Raw genomic sequence first — 19,694 nt, forward strand, 5'->3', positions numbered from 1 at the left:
AGGGATGATCTTGCGCGGCGGCCATCAGCAGAGCTCCGCCCGCCCCCGCCGCCCGTGCGGCCAGGCCGGGCCGGTGACCGCGGCCGGTCGCCCGTCCGGGCTCGGGCACCATGACCTGGCGTCGGGCGGCCGGCCGCGAGGAGAACGACGCGGGCGGCCGGGCGCGAGACGCGCCCGGCCGCCCGGACCGGTCAGCGGTCGATCGCTAGCTGTTCCAGACCTGGAAGCCGGAGATCTGCCCGGCGGGCCAGCCGGTGTTCGCCGTGATGGTCAGCCGGAAGTACCGCTGGGTCGTCGCGGGGAACGTGATGGTCACCGTGTTGCCGCCGGCCGGGTCGAAGGAGTAGGTGGTGGAGCCCACGACCGTGGTGAAGCTCGTCCCGTCCGTGCTCCCCTGGACCGTCAGCGTCTCCTTGCGCGCCTCCCAGGACGCGGGGAGCTGCAGGACGATCCTGCCGGCGCTCTGGGCCGAGCCGAGGTCGACCTGGACCCACTGCGGGAAGGCGTTGTTGGCGCTCTCCCAGTAGGTGTTCTGGTCGGAGTCCGTCACGTTGCCCGACCCGTAGGTCTGCGTGTGGCTCGACTCGCCGGTGGGCTTGCCCGCCGCCAGGTTGGTGCTCGTCCCGCCGGCGCCGGTCCCGGTCAGGGCTACCGTCACCGGGCTGTTCGACGCGTTGCCGGTGACGGTCAGCGTGCCGGTGCGGGTGCCGGAGGCGGTCGGCCGGAAGGTGACGCTGACGGTGCAGGACGCGCCGGCCGTGAGAGTGCCGCAGGTGTTGGTCTGGGCGAAGTCGCCCGAGACCGTGACGCCCGAGATCGAGCCGGAGGCGTCACCCGTGTTGGTGACCGTGACCGTCTTGGCCGCGCTCGTGGTGGTGAGCGCCTGGCTCGCGAAGGTCAGCGAGGTGGGGTTGGCGCTCAGGGTGGCCGAGCCGGACGAGCCGCCGCTCGGGTACACCTCGAACTCCGACACCTGGCCCGCCGGCCAGCCGGTGTTGGCGGTGATGTTGAGCCGGACGTACCGGGCGTTCGTCCCCGGGACCGTGATGGAGACGACGTTGGACGGCGAGGTGAACGTGTAGTTCGCCGAGCCGACGGCCGTGCTGAAGGTGGTGCCGTCCGTCGACGTCTGCACCGACAGGGTCTGGGTGCGGGTGCCCCAGGCCGAGGACGGCGGCAGCTTCAGCGTCACCTTGCCGATGCCGTACTGCGCGCCCAGGTCGACCTGGAGCCACTGCGGGAAGGCGTTGTTGGCGCTCTCCCAGTAGGTGTTCGCGTCGCCGTCGGTGGCCGTGGCCGCACTCTGCGTCCCGTTCACCTGGCTGCTCGCCGTGGCCGGCCGGCCACGCGCGATGTTGGTGGTGCTGCCGACGCCGCTGCCCGACAGGGAGATCGTGGCCGGGCTGTTGTTGGCGTTGCCGGTGATCGTGACCGTGCCGGTGCGCGTGCCCGAGGCGGTCGGGGTGAACCGTACCGTCACCGTGCACGACGCGTTCACCGCCAGGGTGCCGCAGGTGTTGGTCTGGCTGAAGTCGCCGCTCGCCGAGACCCCGGAGACGGTCGCCCCCGTCGTCCCGGTGTTCGTCACGGTCACGGTCTGGGTGGCGGAGGAGCTGCCGACGACGGTCCCGGGGAAGGACAGGCTCGTCGGGTTCGGGGTGAGGATCGGCCCGGGCGCCACACCCGTGCCCGACAGCGCGACCGTGCTCGTGACGCCGGACGCGGTGATGGTGAGCGTGCCGGACCGGGATCCGGACGCGGTCGGCGTGAACGTGACGTTGACCGTGCACGAGGCGCCCGCGGCGATGCTGCCGCCGCAGGTGTTGGTCTGGCCGAAGTCGCCGGAGGCGGTGATCGAGCCGACCGGCGCCGCGGAGCTGCCGGTGTTGGTCACCGTGACCGCCTGGGCGGCGCTCGACGAGCCGGTGGCCACGGTGCCGAAGCCGAGCGTGCTCGGGCTGATCGACAGCTGCGAGCCGTTGTCCGGCAGGTACGGCGGGAACGCGGGGGTGGTGATGTTCTGGCAGGCCGTGGGGCCGGTCACGCCGGAGTTGCCGCCGCCGTCGGTCAGCGTGAAGCCGACGCCGCAGTTGTAGACCGGCGCGGGGGCCTGGGTGCCGGTCGCGGTGCTGTTGGAGATGGTGGCCGACCCGCCGACCTGCTCCTGGACGACCCAGGTGCCGGTGTTCTGGATGGTCGCGTTGTTGATCTTCACGTTGGTGATGCCGGAGCCCGAGACGAACTGGACGGCCTCGAACGGGCTCTGCTGGATCAGGATGTTGTCCACGTTGGTCAGGCCGCTCATCGCCGCGTCGCGCGCGTCGAACCAGAGCGCGCCGACCCCGAAGTTCCAGTTGGGGTCGAGGCTGCCGTCGCGGATCAGCGTGTTGCGCAGCACGTCGGTGCGGCCCAGCGGGGTGGAGGCGAAGCGCTGCGCGACGTGGATGCCGCCGCCCTGGGTTAGGCCCGAGTCGATGACCCGGTTGTCGGCGACGACGTTGTCGTGGCCGCCGTAGATGGCGATGCCGTTGGCGAGGATCGGGTACTGCACGGTGTTGTGGTCGAAGGAGTTGCCGGCGTCCGCGCCGATCGCCTGGTCCGACCAGGTGGCGAGCCCGTCGTCGCCGAGGTTGCGCAGGTCGCTGTTGGTCACCTTCGAGTTCGTGACGCCGCCGTGGAAGTTGACGCCGTCCGCGGTGGTGTTGCGGATCCGCATGCCGCTGAACACGAGGTTGTCGAACGGCCCGTCCATCCAGGCGCCGACCTTCTCGTGCTCGATCCACAGGCGGTCGACGGTCGAGTTGCTCATCGCGCCGCCGATGCCGTTGACCTGCGCGCCGTCGTTGCGCTCCTGGACGTCGCCGAAGACGGCGAAGTCGGCCAGGTGGACGCCGCCGCTGCCGTTCGGCGCGTTGTTGCCGTAGAAGCCGGGGGCGGCGCCGGTGACCGTGGAGCGCCACATGCCGGCGCCCCGGATGGTCACGTTGTTGACCATGATGTGGCCGGGCACCCGGTACGTCCCCGGCGGGATCCACACCGTGCCGCCCGCGCCGGCGGCGCTGATGGCCGAGGTGAACGCGGCGGTCGAGTCGGCCGAGCCGGACGCGTCGGCGCCGTAGCTGGCGATGGACACCGAGCCGGCCGGCTGCGACAGCGCGCCGCCGACGTTCTCGAAGTCGGCGAAGTCGATGGTGTACGACGAGGCGGTGTCCTCGGGGTCGACCTGCAGCCGGAACTTCGTCCCCGCCGGGTAGGTCGTGGTGAACAGCCGGTGCGCCTCGTCGTAGAAGTGGTGCGGGTTGCCGCCCGGCGAGTTGGTGAACGGGTAGCCGCCGTAGTACCAGCTGTAGGCGTTGGTGAGGGTGAAGTTGCTCTGCTTGGTCCCGTTGACGTACAGCGACAGCTGGGTCGTGTAGACGGATCCGCCGGAGCTGTCCGGGATGCTGTACCGGAAGACGATCGAGTTGGTCGCCGCGGGCGTGGTGAACTCGACGTACTTGCCGCCGCCCTGCAGCGTCACCGCCTTGCGGTAGGACGCCTCGGCGGGCAGCGTCCCGTAGACGGCGCTCGGGCCGATGACGGTGCCGTTGGTGGTCGAGTTCTCCGCCTGCACCTCCACGTACGGGAGGGAGGCGCCGACGCCGCCGGTCGCGGCCGCGGAGGCGGGACCGGCCTGGACGACGGCGGCGACACCGGCCGCGGCCAGCGCGGCGCTCGCCACGAGAACGCGGGCCAGCGGCCCGCGCGGTGGACGGGGGATGGACATCTGCTGCTCACTTTCAGCGCTGCGGGGGGAACAGGCCCGGAGAGCGATGGGATCGATGTACCTGGGACCGTAACCTCCAGGACATCTCTCCGCAATAACCGAACTGTGCCGTGATTGCAGCTCAATTTTTGCTGCAAATTTTCGTCATTCTTGACAACGGCAGGCGCAAGCGACGTTGAGAGCCCGGTGGTGCCGGGTGGGCGAGCCGGGCCGTCCATGCCTGCGTGACCGTGCCGGGCCGCCTGGAGACGTCCTCTTGACGGACGCATTACAGAGGCGTTTCATCTTCCTGATAAACGGCCGCGAATTGCTTGCCAGAATCTGGAAATCTCCGACACACTCTGAGCCGCCACCATCCCACACGCGCTGTCCGCGCACGAGCCGTACCGCCGGGTCCGCATGCCGGGCTCCCCCTCATCGACGCGGCGGCGGGGGGACCGCTCCGTACCGCGGTCTGAGGAGGAAACGCATGCGCCACCATCCCCGTGCCGTCTTACGCCGCCTGACGGGCGCGGCCGCCGCGGCCGTCGTGGCCGGCACCGCGCTGGCCGCGGTCGTGACCGCCCCGGCCGGGGCCGCCACCACGACCGGCACCACGGCAGCCGGCACGGCCGCCGCGGCCGCGACCACGGCCGGCGCCTCGCTGCCGTTCACGAGTTACGAGGCCGAGGCCGGGACGCCCGGCGGCGGGGCGACGACCGTCGCCCTGACCGCGCCGCCGACGACCCAGTACTCCAGCGCCGCACTGGAGGCGTCCGGGCACTCGTACGTCCAGCTCAACGGCACCGGGCAGAGCGTCCAGTGGACGAACGGCACGGGCCGGCCGATCAGCGCGATCACCGTGCGGGTGAGCATCCCCGACTCCGCCGGGGGCGGCGGGCAGACCGGCACGCTCGACCTGTACGTCGACAACACCTTCCGGCAGACGCTGAACCTCAACTCCAGGCAGAGCTGGCTCTACGAGGGCAACGACAACTACAACGGCAACAGCCAGAACCCGGCCAACGGCAACCCGCGGGTCTTCTTCGACGAGGCGCGGACGTTCGTCACCGGCACGGCGATCGCGCCCGGCAGCACGTTCGCGCTGAAGAAGGACGGGTCCAACACCGCGGCCTTCTACTACGTCGACGTCGTCGACGTGGAGAACCCGCCCGGGCCGCTGAGCCAGCCGGCCGGCTCCATCTCCATCACCGGCTGCGGCGCCGTCTCCGACGACACCCCGACGAACGGCGCCGGCGACGGCGGCGCCGTCGACAGCACGGCCGCCATCCAGAACTGCATCAACCAGGCCCAGTCGCAGAACAAGGTCCTGTGGATCCCGCCAGGGACGTTCTACCTGAAGGGCACCCGGGGCCTGGACGCCAGGGGCATCACCATCGCCGGCGCCGGCATGTGGTACAGCACGATCTACCGCGACGTCCCGCTGCCGAACAGCGTCCCGCTGCCCGCCCTGTTCAACCTCACCTCGTGCACGGTCCAGAACCTCCACCTGGACTCGAGCGCAACGAGCCGCGCGAGCGTGGACGGCGCCGGCGGCGCCATGGACACCACCGGCACCGACTGGGTCGCCGACGGCATCTGGAGCCAGCACGTCCTGTCCGGGTTCTGGGCCTCCGGCACCGGCGGCACCGTCCGCAACAGCCGTCTCACCTCGATCTGGGCCGACGGCGTCAACCTCAACAACGTGTCGCTGAACAGCTCCGTCGGGTCGGGCCTGACCGCGACGAACAACTTCGTCCGCGGCACCGGCGACGACGGCATGGCCATCAACTCGGTCCACTACAACACCGACTTCGCCGGCAACAGGACCTACTACACGCCGATGTCGCACATCACGCTGACGAACAACACGATCGTCGCGCCGTGGGGCGGCAAGGGCATCGGCATCTACGGCGGCAGCGCCCAGGACGTGGAGTACAACTACATCTCCGACACCGCCCGCTACATCGGCCTCGGCGCCGGACGGTTCGGCGTCAACGGCGACGACCTGCTCTCGGCCACCGTCAACGGCAACGTCGTCGTCAGGTCGGGCGGCAACGCCTACAACCAGGGCCAGCCCGCGCTGCACATCGGCAACGGCGGCGACGGGCAGAACACCGGCGTCGTCGACCACGTCACCGCCACGAACAACACGGTCGGCGACTCCCTGTACGACGGCATCGGGTTCTCCACCTCGACGAACACGCTCCTGCAGGGCAACACGGTCACCTCGCCGTGGCGCAACGGCGTGGTCGTCGCCCCGCCGTTCTACCCCGCGCCGAGCGGGTCGGCCACCATCACCGGCACCACCGTCACCGGCCTGCGCTCAGGGACGACGGCGTACGTCAACAACTCCGGCGGCTTCACCGCGACGGTCACCGGCAACAGCTGGCAGAGCGGGGGAGGGACCGGAGGCCCGTACGGCGGAACGCCCGCGGCCGTCCCGGGCACCGTGCAGGCGGAGAACTACGACACCGGCGGCCAGGGCGTCGCGTACGGCGTCTCCTCGGTCAACGGCACGGCGAACGGCTACCGCTCCGACGGCGTCGACCTGGAGACCACGTCGGACACCGGCGGCGGCTACAACATCGGCTGGACGTCGGCAGGGCAGTGGTTCCACTACACGGTGGACGTGGCGTCGGCCGGTACGTACACGCTCGGCCTGCGGGTGGCCGCGCCCGCCGCGGTGACGGGGGCGTTGCACGTCGCCGGCGCCTCGGGCGGCAACCTCACCGGCGCCGTGACCATCCCGGCCACCGGAGGCTGGCAGACGTGGACCACGGTCACGGCCCAGCTGACCCTGCCGGCCGGGCGGCAGACGCTCACCGCCTACCAGGACAACGGTGGCTGGAACATCAACAGCCTGCAGTTCACCGCCGCCGGCGGGGGGACCGCCACGCTCACCGCCGCTCCTTCGTCGCTGACGTTCGGCGGTCAGGCGGTCGGCACGACGAGCGCGGCGCAGGCGGTGACGGTGCGGAACACGGGCACGGCGGCGGCGTCCATCGGCTCCGTCGCCGCGTCGGGCGACTTCGCCCAGACGAACACCTGCGGCGGCTCGATCGCGGCGAACGCGTCGTGCACGGTCAACGTCACCTTCCGCCCCACCGCGACCGGCGGCCGCACCGGATCGCTCACGATCACGAGCACCGCGTCCAACAGCCCCACCGTCGTCGCGCTGTCGGGCACCGGCGGAACCGCCTCCGCGAACCTCGCCGCGGGCAGGCCGACCGCCGAGTCGTCGCACACCGACGTGTACCCGTCCTCGAAGACGACGGACGGCGACCAGAACACCTACTGGGAGAGCGCCAACAACGCCTTCCCCCAGTGGGTGCAGGTGGACCTCGGATCGGCGCAGCAGGCGAGCCGCGTGGTGCTGCAACTGCCCGCGTCGTGGGGCGCCCGCGACCAGACGCTGTCGCTGCTCGGCTCCACCGACGGCACCACCTTCACCACCGTGAAGGCGTCGGCCGCCTACACGTTCTCGCCGTCGTCCGGCAACACCGTCACGATCACCTTCCCGGCGAGCACCCAGCGGTACTGGCGGGTCACCGTCACCGCCAACACCGGCTGGCCCGCCGGCCAGGTCTCCGAGTTCCAGGTCTGGAACCAGTAGCCCGCGACGGCGCCGCCGGGCCCGCGCCCGGCGGCGCCGTCGCAGCAGCACGCCGCGTTCTCCGCCGGCGGCGACCGGATCGAAACTTTCTCTGCCAAACATAAAGTTTCTCCTCGATGACCGAGGTTGTTGATCGGGCATTATGCTCCTGGGCGCCCCGAGGCGTCGGGGATTGGGGCTTGCGCGCTCGCAATGTTTCGGAGAAACTTCGAAACATCCGGTCGGCGCGGGACGCGGGGATCGCCGTGCCGGCCGGCCGGGAGGACCGCTACTCGGGTTCGGTCAGGCGTGCCGCCGTCGGCGGTCCCTCGACATCCTCCGTACGGGGACCGTGCGCGCGCAGCTCGGCGGCGGCGCCCGGGTGGCGGCCCTCCGCGACCTCCGGCCGCTCGCCCCCGTCAGGACAGGTCCCGCCCCGGGTGGCCGCTGTCATCGGGCCCAGGACGGGAGCCAGGTCGTCTCGGGGAGGGGGGCCAGGCTTCCGAAGTGGTGGACGATCGCCCGTAGTCCTGGGTGCGGATTCGTCCTGGGCAGGATGAGCGAGATCGGGTAGGCGATCACCGGGTCCACGATCGGGATGCGCCGCAGGTCGTGGCCCGCCGGCCAGACGTACCGGTCGCGCGAGCCGACGAGCGTGGCCACGTCGGCGGAGTCCGCGAGGGTGTCGAGGAGCACCTCGTCGCCGAAGTGCGGGCCGGCGGCGTCGACGCGGAGATCGAACTCGGCGGTGAGCTGATCGTAGAACTCGGCCCACTCGCTCCGCGGCGCGATGCCCGGCACCCAGATCCGGTGCCGCCGCAGGTGGGCCGGCGTCAGTGCTCGCGCGGAGGCGAGTGGATGGCGGGGGCCGACGAGGAGTTCCAGCGGAGAGTCGAACGCCCGGATCATCTCGAGCTCGCGCGGCAGCGCGGCGGGGTCGGTGATCGTGCGGAACGTCGCGTCGACGTCGCCCGTCTGGACGGCGGCGACCGCCACGCCCGGGTCGTCGACCCTGAGGGTCACCACGTCGAGCTCCACGCCGGGATGCGACCGCCAGTAGTCGTGCAGGATCACGGCCTGGGCGGACCGGAGGCCGAGAACGTCGATCCGCAGGGCCCGCGACCCCGGCCTGATCGCGGTGACGGCGCGGTCGACACCCGCGACGATGCTCCGGGCGTGCGGGAGGAACGCCTGGCCGTCGAGCGTGAGCAGGACCCCTCGGGGGGTGCGGGTGAACAGGCGGACGCCGACCTCGCGCTCGAGGGCGGCGATCCGCTTGGAGACGGCCTGCTGCGTCACGCCGAGCTCGTCCGCCGCCTGTTGCAGCTGTCCGAGCTCGGCGGCGCGGACGAACGATCGCACCGCCTCGGTATCCACCGACGCAGCCTACGGGCCTACAACCGATGGTTGTGGGGGCCGGGCAGCCGGTTGTTTGATCCCGCTCCCGGGCGGCTGGTGTGATTCACCGATCTGGACATCGGTTGTCGCAAGGAGTCGCATGCGCGTGCGGTTGGAACGCGGTTTCGGGTGGCTGTGGTCGGCCTACGCGGTGAGCACGTACGGCACGTGGATCGCCTTCGGAGCGTTCCCGCTGATCGCGGTGCGGGTGCTGCACTCGCCGGCGTTCGCCGTCTCGCTCCTGGAGGCCGCCGGCCTCGCCGTCGCGGCGGTCGTCGCGGTCCCGCTCGGCCCGTGGATCGACCACCGGGCCAAACGCCCGGTGATGATCGGCATGGACATGGTCCGCTTCCTGGCCATGGCGAGCGTCCCGATCGCGTACCTCCTCGGGCTGCTGTCCTACGGCCACCTCCTCGTTGTCTCGGTCATCTCGGGAACCGCGGGCATCGTGTTCACCGCCGCCTCCGGCGCGTACCTGAAGCACCTCGTCCGCGGCGATCACCTCCTCGCCGCGAACGCGAGGTTCGAGGGCACGACCTGGGTGGCCACCGCGGCGGGACCGCCGCTCGGCGGCGCGCTCATCGGGCTGCTCGGCCCGGTCGTCACCGTCGCGGCGGACGCCGTCAGCTACCTGCTCTCCGCGCTCGGGGTCCTCCGCATCCGCGGAACCGACGTCGTGGTGGCGCGCGACCCCGCGAGCAGGATTCGGGCCGCCGACTTCCTGGCCGGGTGGCGATTCATCCTCCACGACCGCGTGATGCGGCGCCTGTTCCTCAACCAGATGACCGTCAACGGCCTGATCATGGCCACCGGCCCCCTCCTGGCCGTCCTCCTTCTCGGCCGGTACCACTTCCCGGCCTGGCAGTACGGTCTCGCCTTCGGCGTCCCGGCGCTCGGAGGCCTCGCGGGGGCCCGCCTGTCCGCGCGCCTCGCCGCCCGCTACGGCCGGCACCGTGTCATGATCGTCACCGGCTGGCTGCGCTCGATCTTCCCGCTCGGCCTCGCCTTCACCCGTCCCGGCGTCCCCGGCCTTCTCACCGTGATCGTCGTGGAGGGCCTGCTGATCGTCTGCATGGGCGTCTTCAACCCCATCAGCGCGACGGAACGCCTGCGACGCGCTCCCGCCGATCACGCCGCCCGGGTCCTCAGCGCGTGGAGCATCAGCAGCAGACTCGCCCAGGCCACCCTCATGGTGGTATGGGGCGTGCTCGCGACACTCATCGGCCCGCTCGCCGCGATCACCGTCTCCGGCGTCCTCCTGCTCGGCACCCCGCTCCTGCTGCCCGGGCGGGCGGCCGCGCCCGACCCGGTGGCGGCACGCCCGTCGGAAGGCGTCCGACCGGCATGACCCGGCGGACTGGAGGTCAGTGATCGGATCCGACCGTGGAGAGGTCCCCGACGGCGTCGGCGTAGTAGACCGAGCCGGCCAGGTGGAACGCGATCTGCCGGAACGTCCAGCCCTCGCCGGACGACCAGTCGAGCTGGTCCGGACTGAGCGCGGTCAGCCGATCGGCCCAGATCCGGCCCAGCCGGGTGAGCCGGCTTCCGGCCTCGTCCAGGTCCTGATCGGTGAAGGGCGCCAGATCGGCAGGGGTCGTGGCCGCCGACGCGTGCCAGCGATCAGGGATCGGGGAGCCGCCCGCCAGCCGTGCCTCCATCTCGGCGAGGTGATCGACGAGGTGATCGGCGACCCGGCGGATCGCCTTGTGCGGGGTGTAGACCCGCTCGTCCACACGCATCAGGCGACCGTCCCAGCTCGTCCAGGTCGCCGCCAGGCCGAGTACGTGGTCGATCATCGACACCACGACCAGCGCCGGTTCGCGGTCATCGGTGGTCGGAACCTCATCGGACATCCTCGGCCTCCAGAGCAGTGCGTCACGTGATCGGACGGGGCACACGTACCGGCCCCATCCGCTGGAGACCGGCAACGGCTCCGGAACGCACCCTAGGATTCGGACATCTCCACGGCCGTCGAAGCATGACGCGCGGTCCGGTCTGGAGCCCTCAGCCGGAGATCGCGATGCGCAGGCGGCGGAAGCCGCGTCCCTTGCTCTCGATCTTGGCGACCTTGATCCTGCCGATCTGCTTGGTCGACGCGACGTGCGTCCCGCCGTCGGCCTGCGTGTCCAGCCCGACGATGTCCACGATCCGCACCTCGGGGATGCCCTCCGGCACGAGGTTGGTCGCGGTGCGGATGATGTCGGGGATCGCGAAGGCCTCCTCGCGCGGCAGCACCCGCACGTCGATGCGCCGGTCGGCCGCGATCTCGGCGTTGCAGGCGTCCTCGACCGCCTCCTTGAACCCGGGCGGCACCTCGGGGAGGTTGAAGTCCATCCGCGCGGTGAACGGCTCCATGTTCCCGCCGGTCACCAGCGCGCCGTAGTCGCGGAACACCACCCCGCACAGCACGTGCAGCCCGGAGTGGGTGCGCATGAGGGCCGAACGCCGCTCGTCGGCCACCGCCGCCCGCACGACGGTGCCGGCCGGGGGGATGGGATCGTCCTGCGCCGGGACGAGGTGGAGGTCGTCGCCCTTGCGGACGCCCTCGATCCGGGTCTCCACCCCCTGCCACAGCAGGACGCCCTGGTCCGGGGGCTGGCCGCCGCCGCCGGGATAGAAGGCCGAGCGGTCCAGGACGATGCCGTCCGGCGTCGCCTCCAGCACGACGGCCTCGAAGGATCGCAGCTCTTGGTCGGACAGCTCCAGACGCCTGGTCCGTCCGTGGAGGTCGAAGGTCATCTCCCGAGTCTAGGACCCGGGAGCTGCGCAGATCCGATCGCGGGCCGCACCGCGATCGGCCTTCACCGCCGGGAACGGATCGTGGCGACGGCGCCGGAGGCGAGGATCAGCACGCAGCCGGCCAGCTGGAGGGCGGAGGGGCGCTCGCCGAGGACGAGGGCGCCGAGCACGACCGCTCCGACGGGGGTGAGGAGCAGGAGGACGGCGCCGACGTGGCTCGCGAGACGGGGGGTGGCGAGGGCGACGAGCAGCCACCCGAGAACCTGCCCGAAGAGCGCGACCAGGGCCAGCCAGCCGACGGCCGCCCAGCCGGGGGCCGGGTCGACGCCCTGCCAGAACGCGCCCACGACCAGCGAGACGACCGCGGCGGACGCCGTCACCCACAGGTAGGACTGGACCGGCCGCCCGTCCTGCCCCTCACGCCGGAGGAGGAACAGGAAGGCCGAGTAGCACAGGGCCGCGAGGATCGCGTGGACGGTGCCGAGGAGCGGGTCGCTCCCGCCGCCGCCCTTCTCGAACACGCCGCCCGCGAGGACCACGCCCACGAGGAGGAAGGGCACGGACGCCAGGAACCTGCGGGAGAGCGCCTCGCGGTCCACGAGCAGCGCGAGCAGCGGGACGATCACCACCTGGACGTTGACCAGCACGGTGGAGAGCCCGGCGCCGACCTCTGCGATGGCCGCCGTCCACAGCAGCATGTCGCCGGCGAACAGGGCTCCCGCGACGACGGTGACGAGCCGGCGGCGTCCCGGGATCCCGCCCTCCCGCCTCCGCTCGCCCAGCGCGAGCGGGATCAGCAGCGGCAGGGCCAGCAGGCACCGGTAGAAGGACGCGGTGCCCGGCGAGGCGCCCGACAGGTGGATGAGCACGGCCGAGGCCGACACGAACAGGGCTCCCACAGCCATGGACGCGGACGGGTGGCGGGTGGCCGGTTCGGTGACTCCGGCGGTCCGGTCCTCGCTCACACGGGTCATGGGCGTCCCCCCGCCTCCGGCTTCGTGGCGACCCGACGCTCGCTACCCCGAGGACCCGGCTCCATGCCTCCTCGGGGCAGGGCCGCCCCACGGGGCGGGTGCCGGTCCGCCCACCTCGGACACGTCATTACGATGAGTTTCCGCGGTGCGGTGGCGACGGCGGTCACGGTGAGGTGGTGGCGCGGGTGACGATCAGCGCGGAGGTTCAGATCACGGATCTGACCGCCAACGATCACGCCTGCCTGACCTTCGGCGAGCCCGAGGAGCTCCACGACCTGACCGCGGCGTTCGTCCGGGACGGATTGTCCGGGGGACTGCGCGTCGTCTGGCTGTGCGAGGAGCCGCAGGCGGCCCTGACCGAGCTGGGCCGCCGGGGCGTCGCCGTACGGCCCGCGACCGAGACCGGGCGGATGGACGTCGTCGCGTCGCATGAGGGCCTGCTGTCCGGGCAGTCCTTCAGCGTGGAGCACGCGATGGCGTGGCTGCGCTCCCAGATCGAGCTGACCTCGCGGGAGGGCTACGCGGGGCTGCGGGTGGCCCTCGACATGGGCTGGGCGCTGCGGCCCGTCAGCGGGGTCGAGCAGTTGCCGGCCTTCGAGAAGGAGATCGCCGCGGCGCTGTCGGGCACCAGCGTGTCCGTCCTGTGCCAGTACGACCGCGACCGCTTCGACCCGGTCACCCTCGCGTCGGTGTCGCCCTTCCACACCCGCGCGGTCGCGGCGGCCACCTACCACGACGACCCGCTGCTGCGCATCTGCCGCCAGTACGCCCCGGCCGGCATCCGCCTCGCGGGTCAGATCGACCGTTCGGCCGAGGACGCCCTGGCCCTCGCCCTGGCCGAGGCCATCCGCGTGGACGGCCACATCACGATCAACATGGCGGAGCTGTCCTTCATCGACCTCTCGTGCACCCGCATGATCATCGACGCGGCGCGGAGCCTGGTTCCGTCCCGCAGGGTGGTACTGCGCTGCAACCGGGGCATCGTGTCGAGGTTCGTCCTGCTGGGCGCCGACGGGGTGCACGGCATCGATCTGGTGACCGCCGATGACCGATGACCGGCCGATGGACACCCCGCCCGGCACGGCCGAGGCCTCCGGCGGGGGAGGAGGGCCGATGGGCGCCGGCGGGGCCGCGCCGATCCTCGACCAGCCGTTCGACCGCGACTCGCTCTACGCGCTGCGGGCCACCTTGGAGGCGCACGCCACGCACGCGGGCCTCCCGCACGGCCGGGCCACGGACCTGGTGCTCATCGTCCATGAACTGGCCACGAACGCGGTCTTCCACAGCGTGGGCACGGGACGGGTGCGGATCTGGCGGTCGGCGGGGTCGCTGCGGTGCGAGGTCAGCGACACGGGAGGTCCCGGCCCGGCCGGGCCGGACGCCGCCGCATGGCCCGTCCGCCACGGTCACGGTCTGTGGATCGCCCGCTACCTGACCGACGGGTTCACCATCGAATCCGGGACGGACGGCACCGTCGCCACGGCCGAGTTCGTCCTTCCGTCACCCGATCACCCCTCCGCCCGGACGCTCGACCGTCGCGACTCCTACCTCGTCCTCGCCCTGGAGGGCGCTCTGGACGGGCGGGCGGCCACCGAGATCGCCCTCGTCGTCCGCGGGCTCGTGTCGGACACGAGCGCGCCGCGGCTGGTGGTGGACCTCTCCGGGGTCGCCTTCTGGGACAGCACCGGCATCACCGCGCTGATCAGCGCCCAGCAGCGGCTGGACCAGACGCCGGCGGGGATGATGGCCCTCTCCGGGCTCACGCCGGAGTTCGCGCACCGGCTCGACGGCCTCAGCCCCATTCCGTTCACCGTCGCCGACACGCCGGCCCAGGCCGCCGGCCGGTTCCCGGCTCGCCCGGACGCGGACTGAGACCGGACGGCGGCATTCGCGGGTGTAGCCCGGACCGCGCCGGGCAGCGGCTGGGAATCCCCTAGTCGAAAGGTGACGGCAGTGACCACCACCGGAGAGCACGACGTCGTCGACCTGCTGCTGGAGCAGCACACGCAGATCAAGACCCTGTTCGCGGACGTCGCCGCCGCCCGGGGCGAGCGCAGGCTCGAGTTGTTCCACGACCTCGTACGGCTGCTGGCCGTGCACGAGAGCGCGGAGGAGCAGGTCGTCCACCCGGCCGCCCGGTCGAAGGCGGGCGACGCGGTCGTCGAGGCGCGGCTGCACGAGGAGGACGAGGCGAAGCACGCCCTGTCCGACCTGTACGACCTCGGGGTGGACCATCCCGCGTTCGACACCGGGCTCGCCACGCTGGCGCAGGCGGTCCTCGACCACGCCACCCACGAGGAGCAGGAGGAGTTCACGCGGCTGCGCCAGGAGACGTCCCCCGAGCAACTGCGCCGGATGGCCGGGGCCGTGCGGGCCGCCGAGGCGGTCTCACCCACCCGTCCGCACCCCGGCGCCGGGGAGTCCGCGCTCGCGAACATGCTGGTCGGGCCGCCCGTCGCGGTGTTCGACAAGGTCCGCGACGCCGTCCGCGACTGGCGGCAGTCGAACAGGGACTGACGCTCCGCGCCCGGACGGGACCCGGGCCGCCCCGCCGGCGCCGCGAGCGTGGCGGAGCCCCGCGGTCCCGCCCGGAACCCCGGGCCGCCGTGTGCCGCCGTGCGTGACGGGGGCGAGACCGGTGCATGATCCCGGCGGTGGCGCGCGTGCGATGATCGTGACATGCCCCCGACGACGCTGATCCAGGTTCCCCAGTGGCAGGGCTCGGGCGCCCCCGACGCCCGCCGTCTGTCGCGTGGCGCCGAGGTGCTGGCCTCGTTCGTGCCGTCCCGGCGCACCGTGCGCGTGCCCGTCCCCGACGCCGAGGGCGTCGAGCGGGACGGCGTGCGCGGCCTCGACGCGCTCGTCGCCGTCGCGGCCGGGACCCGCGCCGCCCTCGCCGACACTGGACCGGAGACGGTGGTGACGGCCGGGGGAGACTGCGGGGTCGAGCTCGAGCCCGTGTCGGCCGCCCTGGCGCGGCACGGGGAGCGGCTCGCCGTCGTCTGGTTCGACGCCCACGGCGACCTCAACACGCCCGCGTCGTCGCCCTCGCACGCGTTCCACGGCATGGTCCTGCGCACGCTGCTGGGGGAGGGCCGCCCCGAGCTGGTCCCGGCGCGCCCGCTGCGGCCCGGGCAGGTGGTCCTCGCCGGCGTCCGCGCCCTGGACCCCTCGGAGGCGGCGTACGTCGCCGAGGCGGGGCTCGCCCGCCGCACCGTGGCCGAGCTGACGGCCGACCCGGCCGCGCTGGTCCCCGCGGTGTCCGACACCGGCGCCACGGCCGTGTACGTCCACATCGACCTGGACGTGCTCGACCCGGGGGAGTTCGGGTCCCTGAACCACCCCGAGGCCGGTGGCCTCGCCGTCTCCACGCTGCGCGCGGCCGTGCGGGCGCTCACGGCCGCGTTCACCCTGGCGGGCCTGGGGATCACCGAGTACGCGCCGCGCCGCGACGAGGACCGGGCCACGCTGGCCGGGCTCGTCCCGGCGCTGCTGGGAGAGGAGAGCCGGTAGGCGCCGGGCGACCGCGTACGGGCCGGCATCATGACGCGGAGGGCTGATGGGGCGTAAGCCGAAACCCCTCGACCCCGGGCAGGGGCCGATCCAGAGGTTCGCCCACGACCTGCGGCGGTTGCGCGAGGACGCGGGGGAGCCGACGTACCGTCAGATGGCGGCCAGGGTGCACACCTCGGCCAGCGCCCTGTCGATCGCCGCGTCCGGCGACCGGCTGCCGAGCCTCATGGTCACGCTGGCCTACGTACGGGCCTGCGGCGGCGACCCCGCCGTCTGGGAGGCCCGCTGGCACGAGCTGTCCGCCACGCTCGCCGCCGAGCTCTCCGCCGGACGCGCGCCCGCCGCGCACGAGGGCGCGGACGAGGGCGCGGACGAGGGCGCGGACGAGGGCGCGGACGGCCCGCGCGAGGACGTGATGAACGGCCCGCGGGACGGCGCGGGCGTCAGGTCGGGCCGCACGGCCGCCGAGCGGACCGCCGCCGGGGAGGGCCGGGAGGCTGCCGGGGCCGGGCGGGCCGCCGCTGGCGCGGACCCGGCCACCGGGGCGGGGGCGGGAGCGGCGGGACGGCGTGGCCGGGGGATATTGGCCGCGGCGGCCGCTGGTGCGGACCCGGCCGTGCGGGCGGGGGCGGCGAGGCGGCGTGGCCCCGTGATGCTGGCCGCGGCGGCCGTGCTGGCCGTGGCCGCGTCGGCCGCCGCGGCGCTGGTCGCGTCCGGAGCGGGGACGACGTCCGGCCATGCCGGGTCCCCCGGCCGGTCCCTCGCCGCCGCCACACCGTCGGCGGCCGCAGTCGGCGGTGCGCGGCTGCTGGGCGCGCCCGACTGGGACGGGTACTGCCGGGCGACCGGCCAGGGGACGGCGCGGCTGACCGGCGCCGACGCCTACGGCTGGCGGTGCGCCGGCCAGAACGCGACCGGCAACGGCGCGGCAGCCGTCTGCGCCTGGACCTACCACAGCGCCCAGGTGGCCGACAGGGTCGCCGACTTCTTCGACCCGCGCTCGTGGCAGTGCTGGCACGCCACCCGCAGACTCGGCGCCCTCGACTTCTCCGCCTACTGCCGGGCCCGCGGCCGCACCGGTGCGCGCTACGTCTCCGGGCGCGGGGCCTACGGGTGGTACTGCGCGGGTGAGACGTTCGGGATCGACACCCAGGCCGCCTGCCGGTGGCAGTACGGCGCCGACCCGCCCGTCAGCCGGTTCCAGGACTTCTACGACAAGGACTCCTGGCAGTGCTGGGGGTGACCCCCGAGGGTGGGCGGCCGGAGACCGCCCACCCTGCTGCCGCGGACCGTCAGGACGTCGGGGTGAGGTTCGTGTAGGTGCCGGCCGGGTGGGGGAACGTGAAGTGGGCGCTGCAGCTCTGGGCGGGGCCCGAGGCGTTGAACGAGGTGCCGGGGATCCCGGCCTGCAGGATGGCGTCGCCGTGGAAGTCGAGGGAGCGGCCGTTGTCGCGGATGGCGATGGAGGGCCGCCCGGTCCGTTCCACGGAGAGCACCTGCAGCCCGGTCAGGTAGGCGTCGCCGAACTGCTCGGCCGACCGCGCGGTGCCGTCGGGGTTGAGCTGGACGAGCAGGTCCCAGTTGATGAATCCGGCGCCGTTGAAGTCACGGCAGGTGAGCATGACCGGGTCGGGCGCGGAGGCGGCGGCGGCCGGGGCCGTCAAGCCGGCGACCGCCGCGAGGCCGGCGGCGAGCGTGGCGGCCGCCGTCGCGAGCCGGCGCCGTGCGGATCCCTGGACCGTGGTGCGGAGCGTGCGGTGCATGTGCGCTTCCTCCTGATCGGATCGGCGGGGCCGGTCGTCGGCACGACCGGTCGCCCTCCTCCGATCTACGGCCCGGATTTTTGATCATCAACCTCTCTGAGCTGCGTGAACAACGAATCAACATCGCGGCGCCGGCGGGGCAGGTCAGCCCTTGGTGGAGCCGAGGGCCAGACCGGCGATGAACTGCCTCTGCAGGACCACGTACACGATCAGGGTGGGGATCGCCGCGATGAGGGCGGCCGCCGCGATCATGTTCTGGTTGCTGACGAACTGTCCCTGGAGGTTGGCCAGGGCGGAGGTGATGGGGCGTTTGTCGCCACGCTGGATCAGCACGATGGCCCAGAAGAAGTCGTTGTAGATCCAGGTGGTCAGCAGCGTCGCCAGCGCCGCGAGCGCCGGGCGGCACAGCGGCAGGGTCAGCTTCCAGTAGCGCGTCCACAGGGAGGCGCCGTCCACGACGGCCGCCTCGTAGATCTCGTGCGGGATCGACTTCATGTAGTTGCTCAGCACGAACACGCAGAAGCCGAGCTGGAAGCAGACGTTGATCAGGATGAGCCCGGCGTAGGAGTTGTACAGCAGGCCGTTCTCGCTGAGGAACTCGGGCACGGGGATGAGCAGGTACAGCCGGTAGAGCGGCGTGATGATGACCTGCTGGGGGAGCAGGTTGCCCGCGGTGAACAGGATCAGCAGGGTCAGGGTGTACCGCATCCGCACCCGGGACAGCACGAACGCCACGCTGGAGGCGAGCAGCAGCGTGACGAGCACGGCGGGCACGGTGACGATCACCGAGTTCAGGAAGTACCGCTGCATGTCCGACTGCGTCCACGCGTCGGTGAAGTTGCCCAGCGTGAGGTGGCGCGGCAGCGAGAAGTAGCCGCTCTGGGCGGTGTCCTCCACCGGGCGCAGGGACACGTACAGCGCGAACAGGATCGGGACGAGCCACAGCACCGTGGCCGTGATCATGAAGACGAGCGCCGCCACGCGGGCGGCGCGGCGGCTGCCGCGCGCGCGTCGGCGGCTCGCGGCGGCCACCGCCGGGGCCGTGGTGGATCGGGCCTGTGCCGTCACGGCCGCTCCTCCCGCCGGAAGGTCTGGTACAGGAACACCGAGATCGGGACGAGCGAGATGACCAGCAGCACGACCCCGAGGGCCGAGCCGTACCCGATGCGGGTCTGTTCGCCGAGGATGTTCTGGGTGACCAGGATCGACAGCAGTTCCAGGCCGGGGAGCACCGGGCCGTGGCTGTTGATGTAGACCAGGTCGTAGGCGCGCAGCGACTCGATCAGCGTCACGACGAGGATGACCACGTTGATCGGCTTCATCACCGGGAAGACCACCCGGAAGAAGGTCTGCCAGGCGTTGGACCCGTCGATCAGGGCCGCCTCCCGCAGGGAGGGGTCGACGGCCTTGAGCCCGGCCAGGTAGAGGATCATGACGTACCCCGCCTGCCGCCAGCAGGCCTCCACGAGGACGGCCCAGAGGTTGAGGTGGGGGTCGCCGAGCCAGTTGACGAGGTTGTCGTCGTGGTTGTGGCCGGTGATCGAGTTGATGAGGCCGTAGTTGGGGGAGTAGATGAGCTCCCAGATGATCCCGATGAGGGCGAGGGACAGCATCACGGGCAGGAACAGCACGCTCTGGTAGACGCGGCTGCCCTGGATGTTGCGGTCGATGATCACCGCGAACAGCATGCCGAGCGGCGTGGCGAGGCAGACGAAGACCAGCAGCCAGATCGCGTTGTGCTGCACGGCCGGCCAGAACTGCGGGTCGACCGTGGCCGCGATGCGGTAGTTCTCCACGCCGTACGGCTTGATCTGGTCGAGGCCGCCGATGCCGTTCCATCGGGTGAACGACAGCACCACCGACGACAGCGCGGGGAACCAGACGAACGCCAGGTCGGCGAGCACCGGGATGCCGAGCATGAGCCCGACCAGCACCCGGTCGCGCGGGGTCATCCCCCGCGCGCGGGG

Annotated in this window: 16 protein-coding genes; 7 read left to right on the forward strand and 9 right to left on the reverse strand. The window is 72.3% G+C overall.

What is annotated here, in order from left to right; all coding sequences use genetic code 11:
• Positions 1-205: 205 nt before the first annotated feature.
• Positions 206-3,766, reverse strand: coding sequence for a choice-of-anchor D domain-containing protein (locus Mco01_RS18470; RefSeq protein ID WP_204058126.1), 3,561 nt, complete (start codon positions 3,764-3,766; stop codon positions 206-208).
• Between the two features lie 469 nt (positions 3,767-4,235).
• Between Mco01_RS18470 and Mco01_RS18475 the strand changes: the two genes are divergently transcribed.
• Entirely contained in the window at positions 4,236-7,361 is a 3,126-nt protein-coding gene (locus Mco01_RS18475; RefSeq protein ID WP_204058127.1) for a carbohydrate-binding protein, read from the forward strand.
• A gap of 268 nt (positions 7,362-7,629) precedes the next feature.
• Here Mco01_RS18475 and Mco01_RS18480 read toward each other — a convergent pair whose 3' ends face one another.
• Positions 7,630-7,794 carry a hypothetical protein gene (locus Mco01_RS18480; RefSeq protein ID WP_204058128.1) on the reverse strand — a complete coding sequence of 55 codons (165 nt, stop codon included), beginning with the start codon at positions 7,792-7,794 and terminating at the stop codon, positions 7,630-7,632.
• Positions 7,791-8,717: a LysR family transcriptional regulator gene (locus tag Mco01_RS18485; protein WP_204058129.1), complete on the reverse strand. Its 927-nt coding sequence runs from the start codon at positions 8,715-8,717 to the stop codon at positions 7,791-7,793. The genes Mco01_RS18480 and Mco01_RS18485 overlap by 4 nt, the downstream gene beginning before the upstream one ends.
• Before the next feature lie 121 nt (positions 8,718-8,838).
• Between Mco01_RS18485 and Mco01_RS18490 the strand changes: the two genes are divergently transcribed.
• Positions 8,839-10,086 (forward strand): MFS transporter, encoded by a 1,248-nt coding sequence (locus Mco01_RS18490; protein ID WP_239103727.1) that lies wholly within the window; start codon positions 8,839-8,841, stop codon positions 10,084-10,086.
• Between the two features lie 16 nt (positions 10,087-10,102).
• On the opposite strand, the gene Mco01_RS18495 is transcribed toward Mco01_RS18490, so the two are convergent.
• The 3 genes from Mco01_RS18495 to Mco01_RS18505 form a co-directional block, all read right to left on the reverse strand.
• Positions 10,103-10,591, reverse strand: a complete 489-nt coding sequence (locus Mco01_RS18495) for a hypothetical protein (RefSeq protein ID WP_204058130.1) — start codon at positions 10,589-10,591, stop codon at positions 10,103-10,105.
• Positions 10,592-10,742: 151 nt separating this feature from the next.
• Positions 10,743-11,477 carry an alanyl-tRNA editing protein gene (locus Mco01_RS18500; RefSeq protein ID WP_204058131.1) on the reverse strand — a complete coding sequence of 245 codons (735 nt, stop codon included), beginning with the start codon at positions 11,475-11,477 and terminating at the stop codon, positions 10,743-10,745.
• 62 nt (positions 11,478-11,539) lie between these two features.
• Entirely contained in the window at positions 11,540-12,451 is a 912-nt protein-coding gene (locus Mco01_RS18505) for a DMT family transporter (RefSeq protein WP_204058132.1), read from the reverse strand.
• Between the two features lie 185 nt (positions 12,452-12,636).
• Between Mco01_RS18505 and Mco01_RS18510 the strand changes: the two genes are divergently transcribed.
• The 5 genes from Mco01_RS18510 (at position 12,637) to Mco01_RS18530 (ending at position 17,207) form a co-directional block, all read left to right on the forward strand.
• Positions 12,637-13,506 carry an MEDS domain-containing protein gene (locus Mco01_RS18510; protein WP_204058133.1) on the forward strand — a complete coding sequence of 290 codons (870 nt, stop codon included), beginning with the start codon at positions 12,637-12,639 and terminating at the stop codon, positions 13,504-13,506.
• The gene (locus tag Mco01_RS18515; protein ID WP_204058134.1) at positions 13,496-14,323 is read left to right on the forward strand and encodes an ATP-binding protein; all 828 of its coding nucleotides are present in this window, start codon (positions 13,496-13,498) and stop codon (positions 14,321-14,323) included. Before Mco01_RS18510 ends, Mco01_RS18515 begins: the two co-directional genes overlap by 11 nt.
• Before the next feature lie 81 nt (positions 14,324-14,404).
• Positions 14,405-14,968 (forward strand): hemerythrin domain-containing protein, encoded by a 564-nt coding sequence (locus Mco01_RS18520; protein WP_204058135.1) that lies wholly within the window; start codon positions 14,405-14,407, stop codon positions 14,966-14,968.
• Between the two features lie 162 nt (positions 14,969-15,130).
• A complete protein-coding gene (locus tag Mco01_RS18525; protein WP_204058136.1) occupies positions 15,131-15,964 on the forward strand; it encodes an arginase family protein in 834 nt (277 codons plus the stop codon).
• Between the two features lie 46 nt (positions 15,965-16,010).
• On the forward strand, positions 16,011-17,207 hold the full coding sequence (locus Mco01_RS18530) for a hypothetical protein (RefSeq protein ID WP_204058137.1): 1,197 nt from the start codon (positions 16,011-16,013) through the stop codon (positions 17,205-17,207).
• 49 nt (positions 17,208-17,256) lie between these two features.
• On the opposite strand, the gene Mco01_RS18535 is transcribed toward Mco01_RS18530, so the two are convergent.
• The 3 genes from Mco01_RS18535 to Mco01_RS18545 all read right to left on the reverse strand — a co-directional run bounded on the left by Mco01_RS18535 (position 17,257) and on the right by Mco01_RS18545 (position 19,679).
• Complete coding sequence (locus Mco01_RS18535; protein WP_204058138.1) at positions 17,257-17,727, reverse strand: hypothetical protein; 471 nt, start codon at positions 17,725-17,727, stop codon at positions 17,257-17,259.
• Between the two features lie 144 nt (positions 17,728-17,871).
• Positions 17,872-18,795 carry a carbohydrate ABC transporter permease gene (locus Mco01_RS18540; protein ID WP_239103728.1) on the reverse strand — a complete coding sequence of 308 codons (924 nt, stop codon included), beginning with the start codon at positions 18,793-18,795 and terminating at the stop codon, positions 17,872-17,874.
• The gene (locus Mco01_RS18545; RefSeq protein ID WP_036333250.1) at positions 18,792-19,679 is read right to left on the reverse strand and encodes a carbohydrate ABC transporter permease; all 888 of its coding nucleotides are present in this window, start codon (positions 19,677-19,679) and stop codon (positions 18,792-18,794) included. The genes Mco01_RS18540 and Mco01_RS18545 overlap by 4 nt, the downstream gene beginning before the upstream one ends.
• Positions 19,680-19,694: the final 15 nt, after the last annotated feature.

It is taken from the genome of Microbispora corallina, from assembly GCF_016863035.1.
GTDB classification, from domain to species: domain Bacteria; phylum Actinomycetota; class Actinomycetes; order Streptosporangiales; family Streptosporangiaceae; genus Microbispora; species Microbispora corallina.

Coding starts and splice junctions, on each gene's coding strand:
- Mco01_RS18470 (WP_204058126.1), bottom strand. CDS start 3,766: ATGTCCATCCCCCGTCCACCGCGCGGGCCGCTGGCCCGCGTTCTCGTG.
- Mco01_RS18475 (WP_204058127.1), top strand. CDS start 4,236: ATGCGCCACCATCCCCGTGCCGTCTTACGCCGCCTGACGGGCGCGGCC.
- Mco01_RS18480 (WP_204058128.1), bottom strand. CDS start 7,794: ATGACAGCGGCCACCCGGGGCGGGACCTGTCCTGACGGGGGCGAGCGG.
- Mco01_RS18490 (WP_239103727.1), top strand. CDS start 8,839: ATGCGCGTGCGGTTGGAACGCGGTTTCGGGTGGCTGTGGTCGGCCTAC.
- Mco01_RS18495 (WP_204058130.1), bottom strand. CDS start 10,591: ATGTCCGATGAGGTTCCGACCACCGATGACCGCGAACCGGCGCTGGTC.
- Mco01_RS18500 (WP_204058131.1), bottom strand. CDS start 11,477: ATGACCTTCGACCTCCACGGACGGACCAGGCGTCTGGAGCTGTCCGAC.
- Mco01_RS18505 (WP_204058132.1), bottom strand. CDS start 12,451: ATGACCCGTGTGAGCGAGGACCGGACCGCCGGAGTCACCGAACCGGCC.
- Mco01_RS18515 (WP_204058134.1), top strand. CDS start 13,496: ATGACCGATGACCGGCCGATGGACACCCCGCCCGGCACGGCCGAGGCC.
- Mco01_RS18525 (WP_204058136.1), top strand. CDS start 15,131: ATGCCCCCGACGACGCTGATCCAGGTTCCCCAGTGGCAGGGCTCGGGC.
- Mco01_RS18530 (WP_204058137.1), top strand. CDS start 16,011: ATGGGGCGTAAGCCGAAACCCCTCGACCCCGGGCAGGGGCCGATCCAG.
- Mco01_RS18535 (WP_204058138.1), bottom strand. CDS start 17,727: ATGCACCGCACGCTCCGCACCACGGTCCAGGGATCCGCACGGCGCCGG.
- Mco01_RS18545 (WP_036333250.1), bottom strand. CDS start 19,679: ATGACCCCGCGCGACCGGGTGCTGGTCGGGCTCATGCTCGGCATCCCG.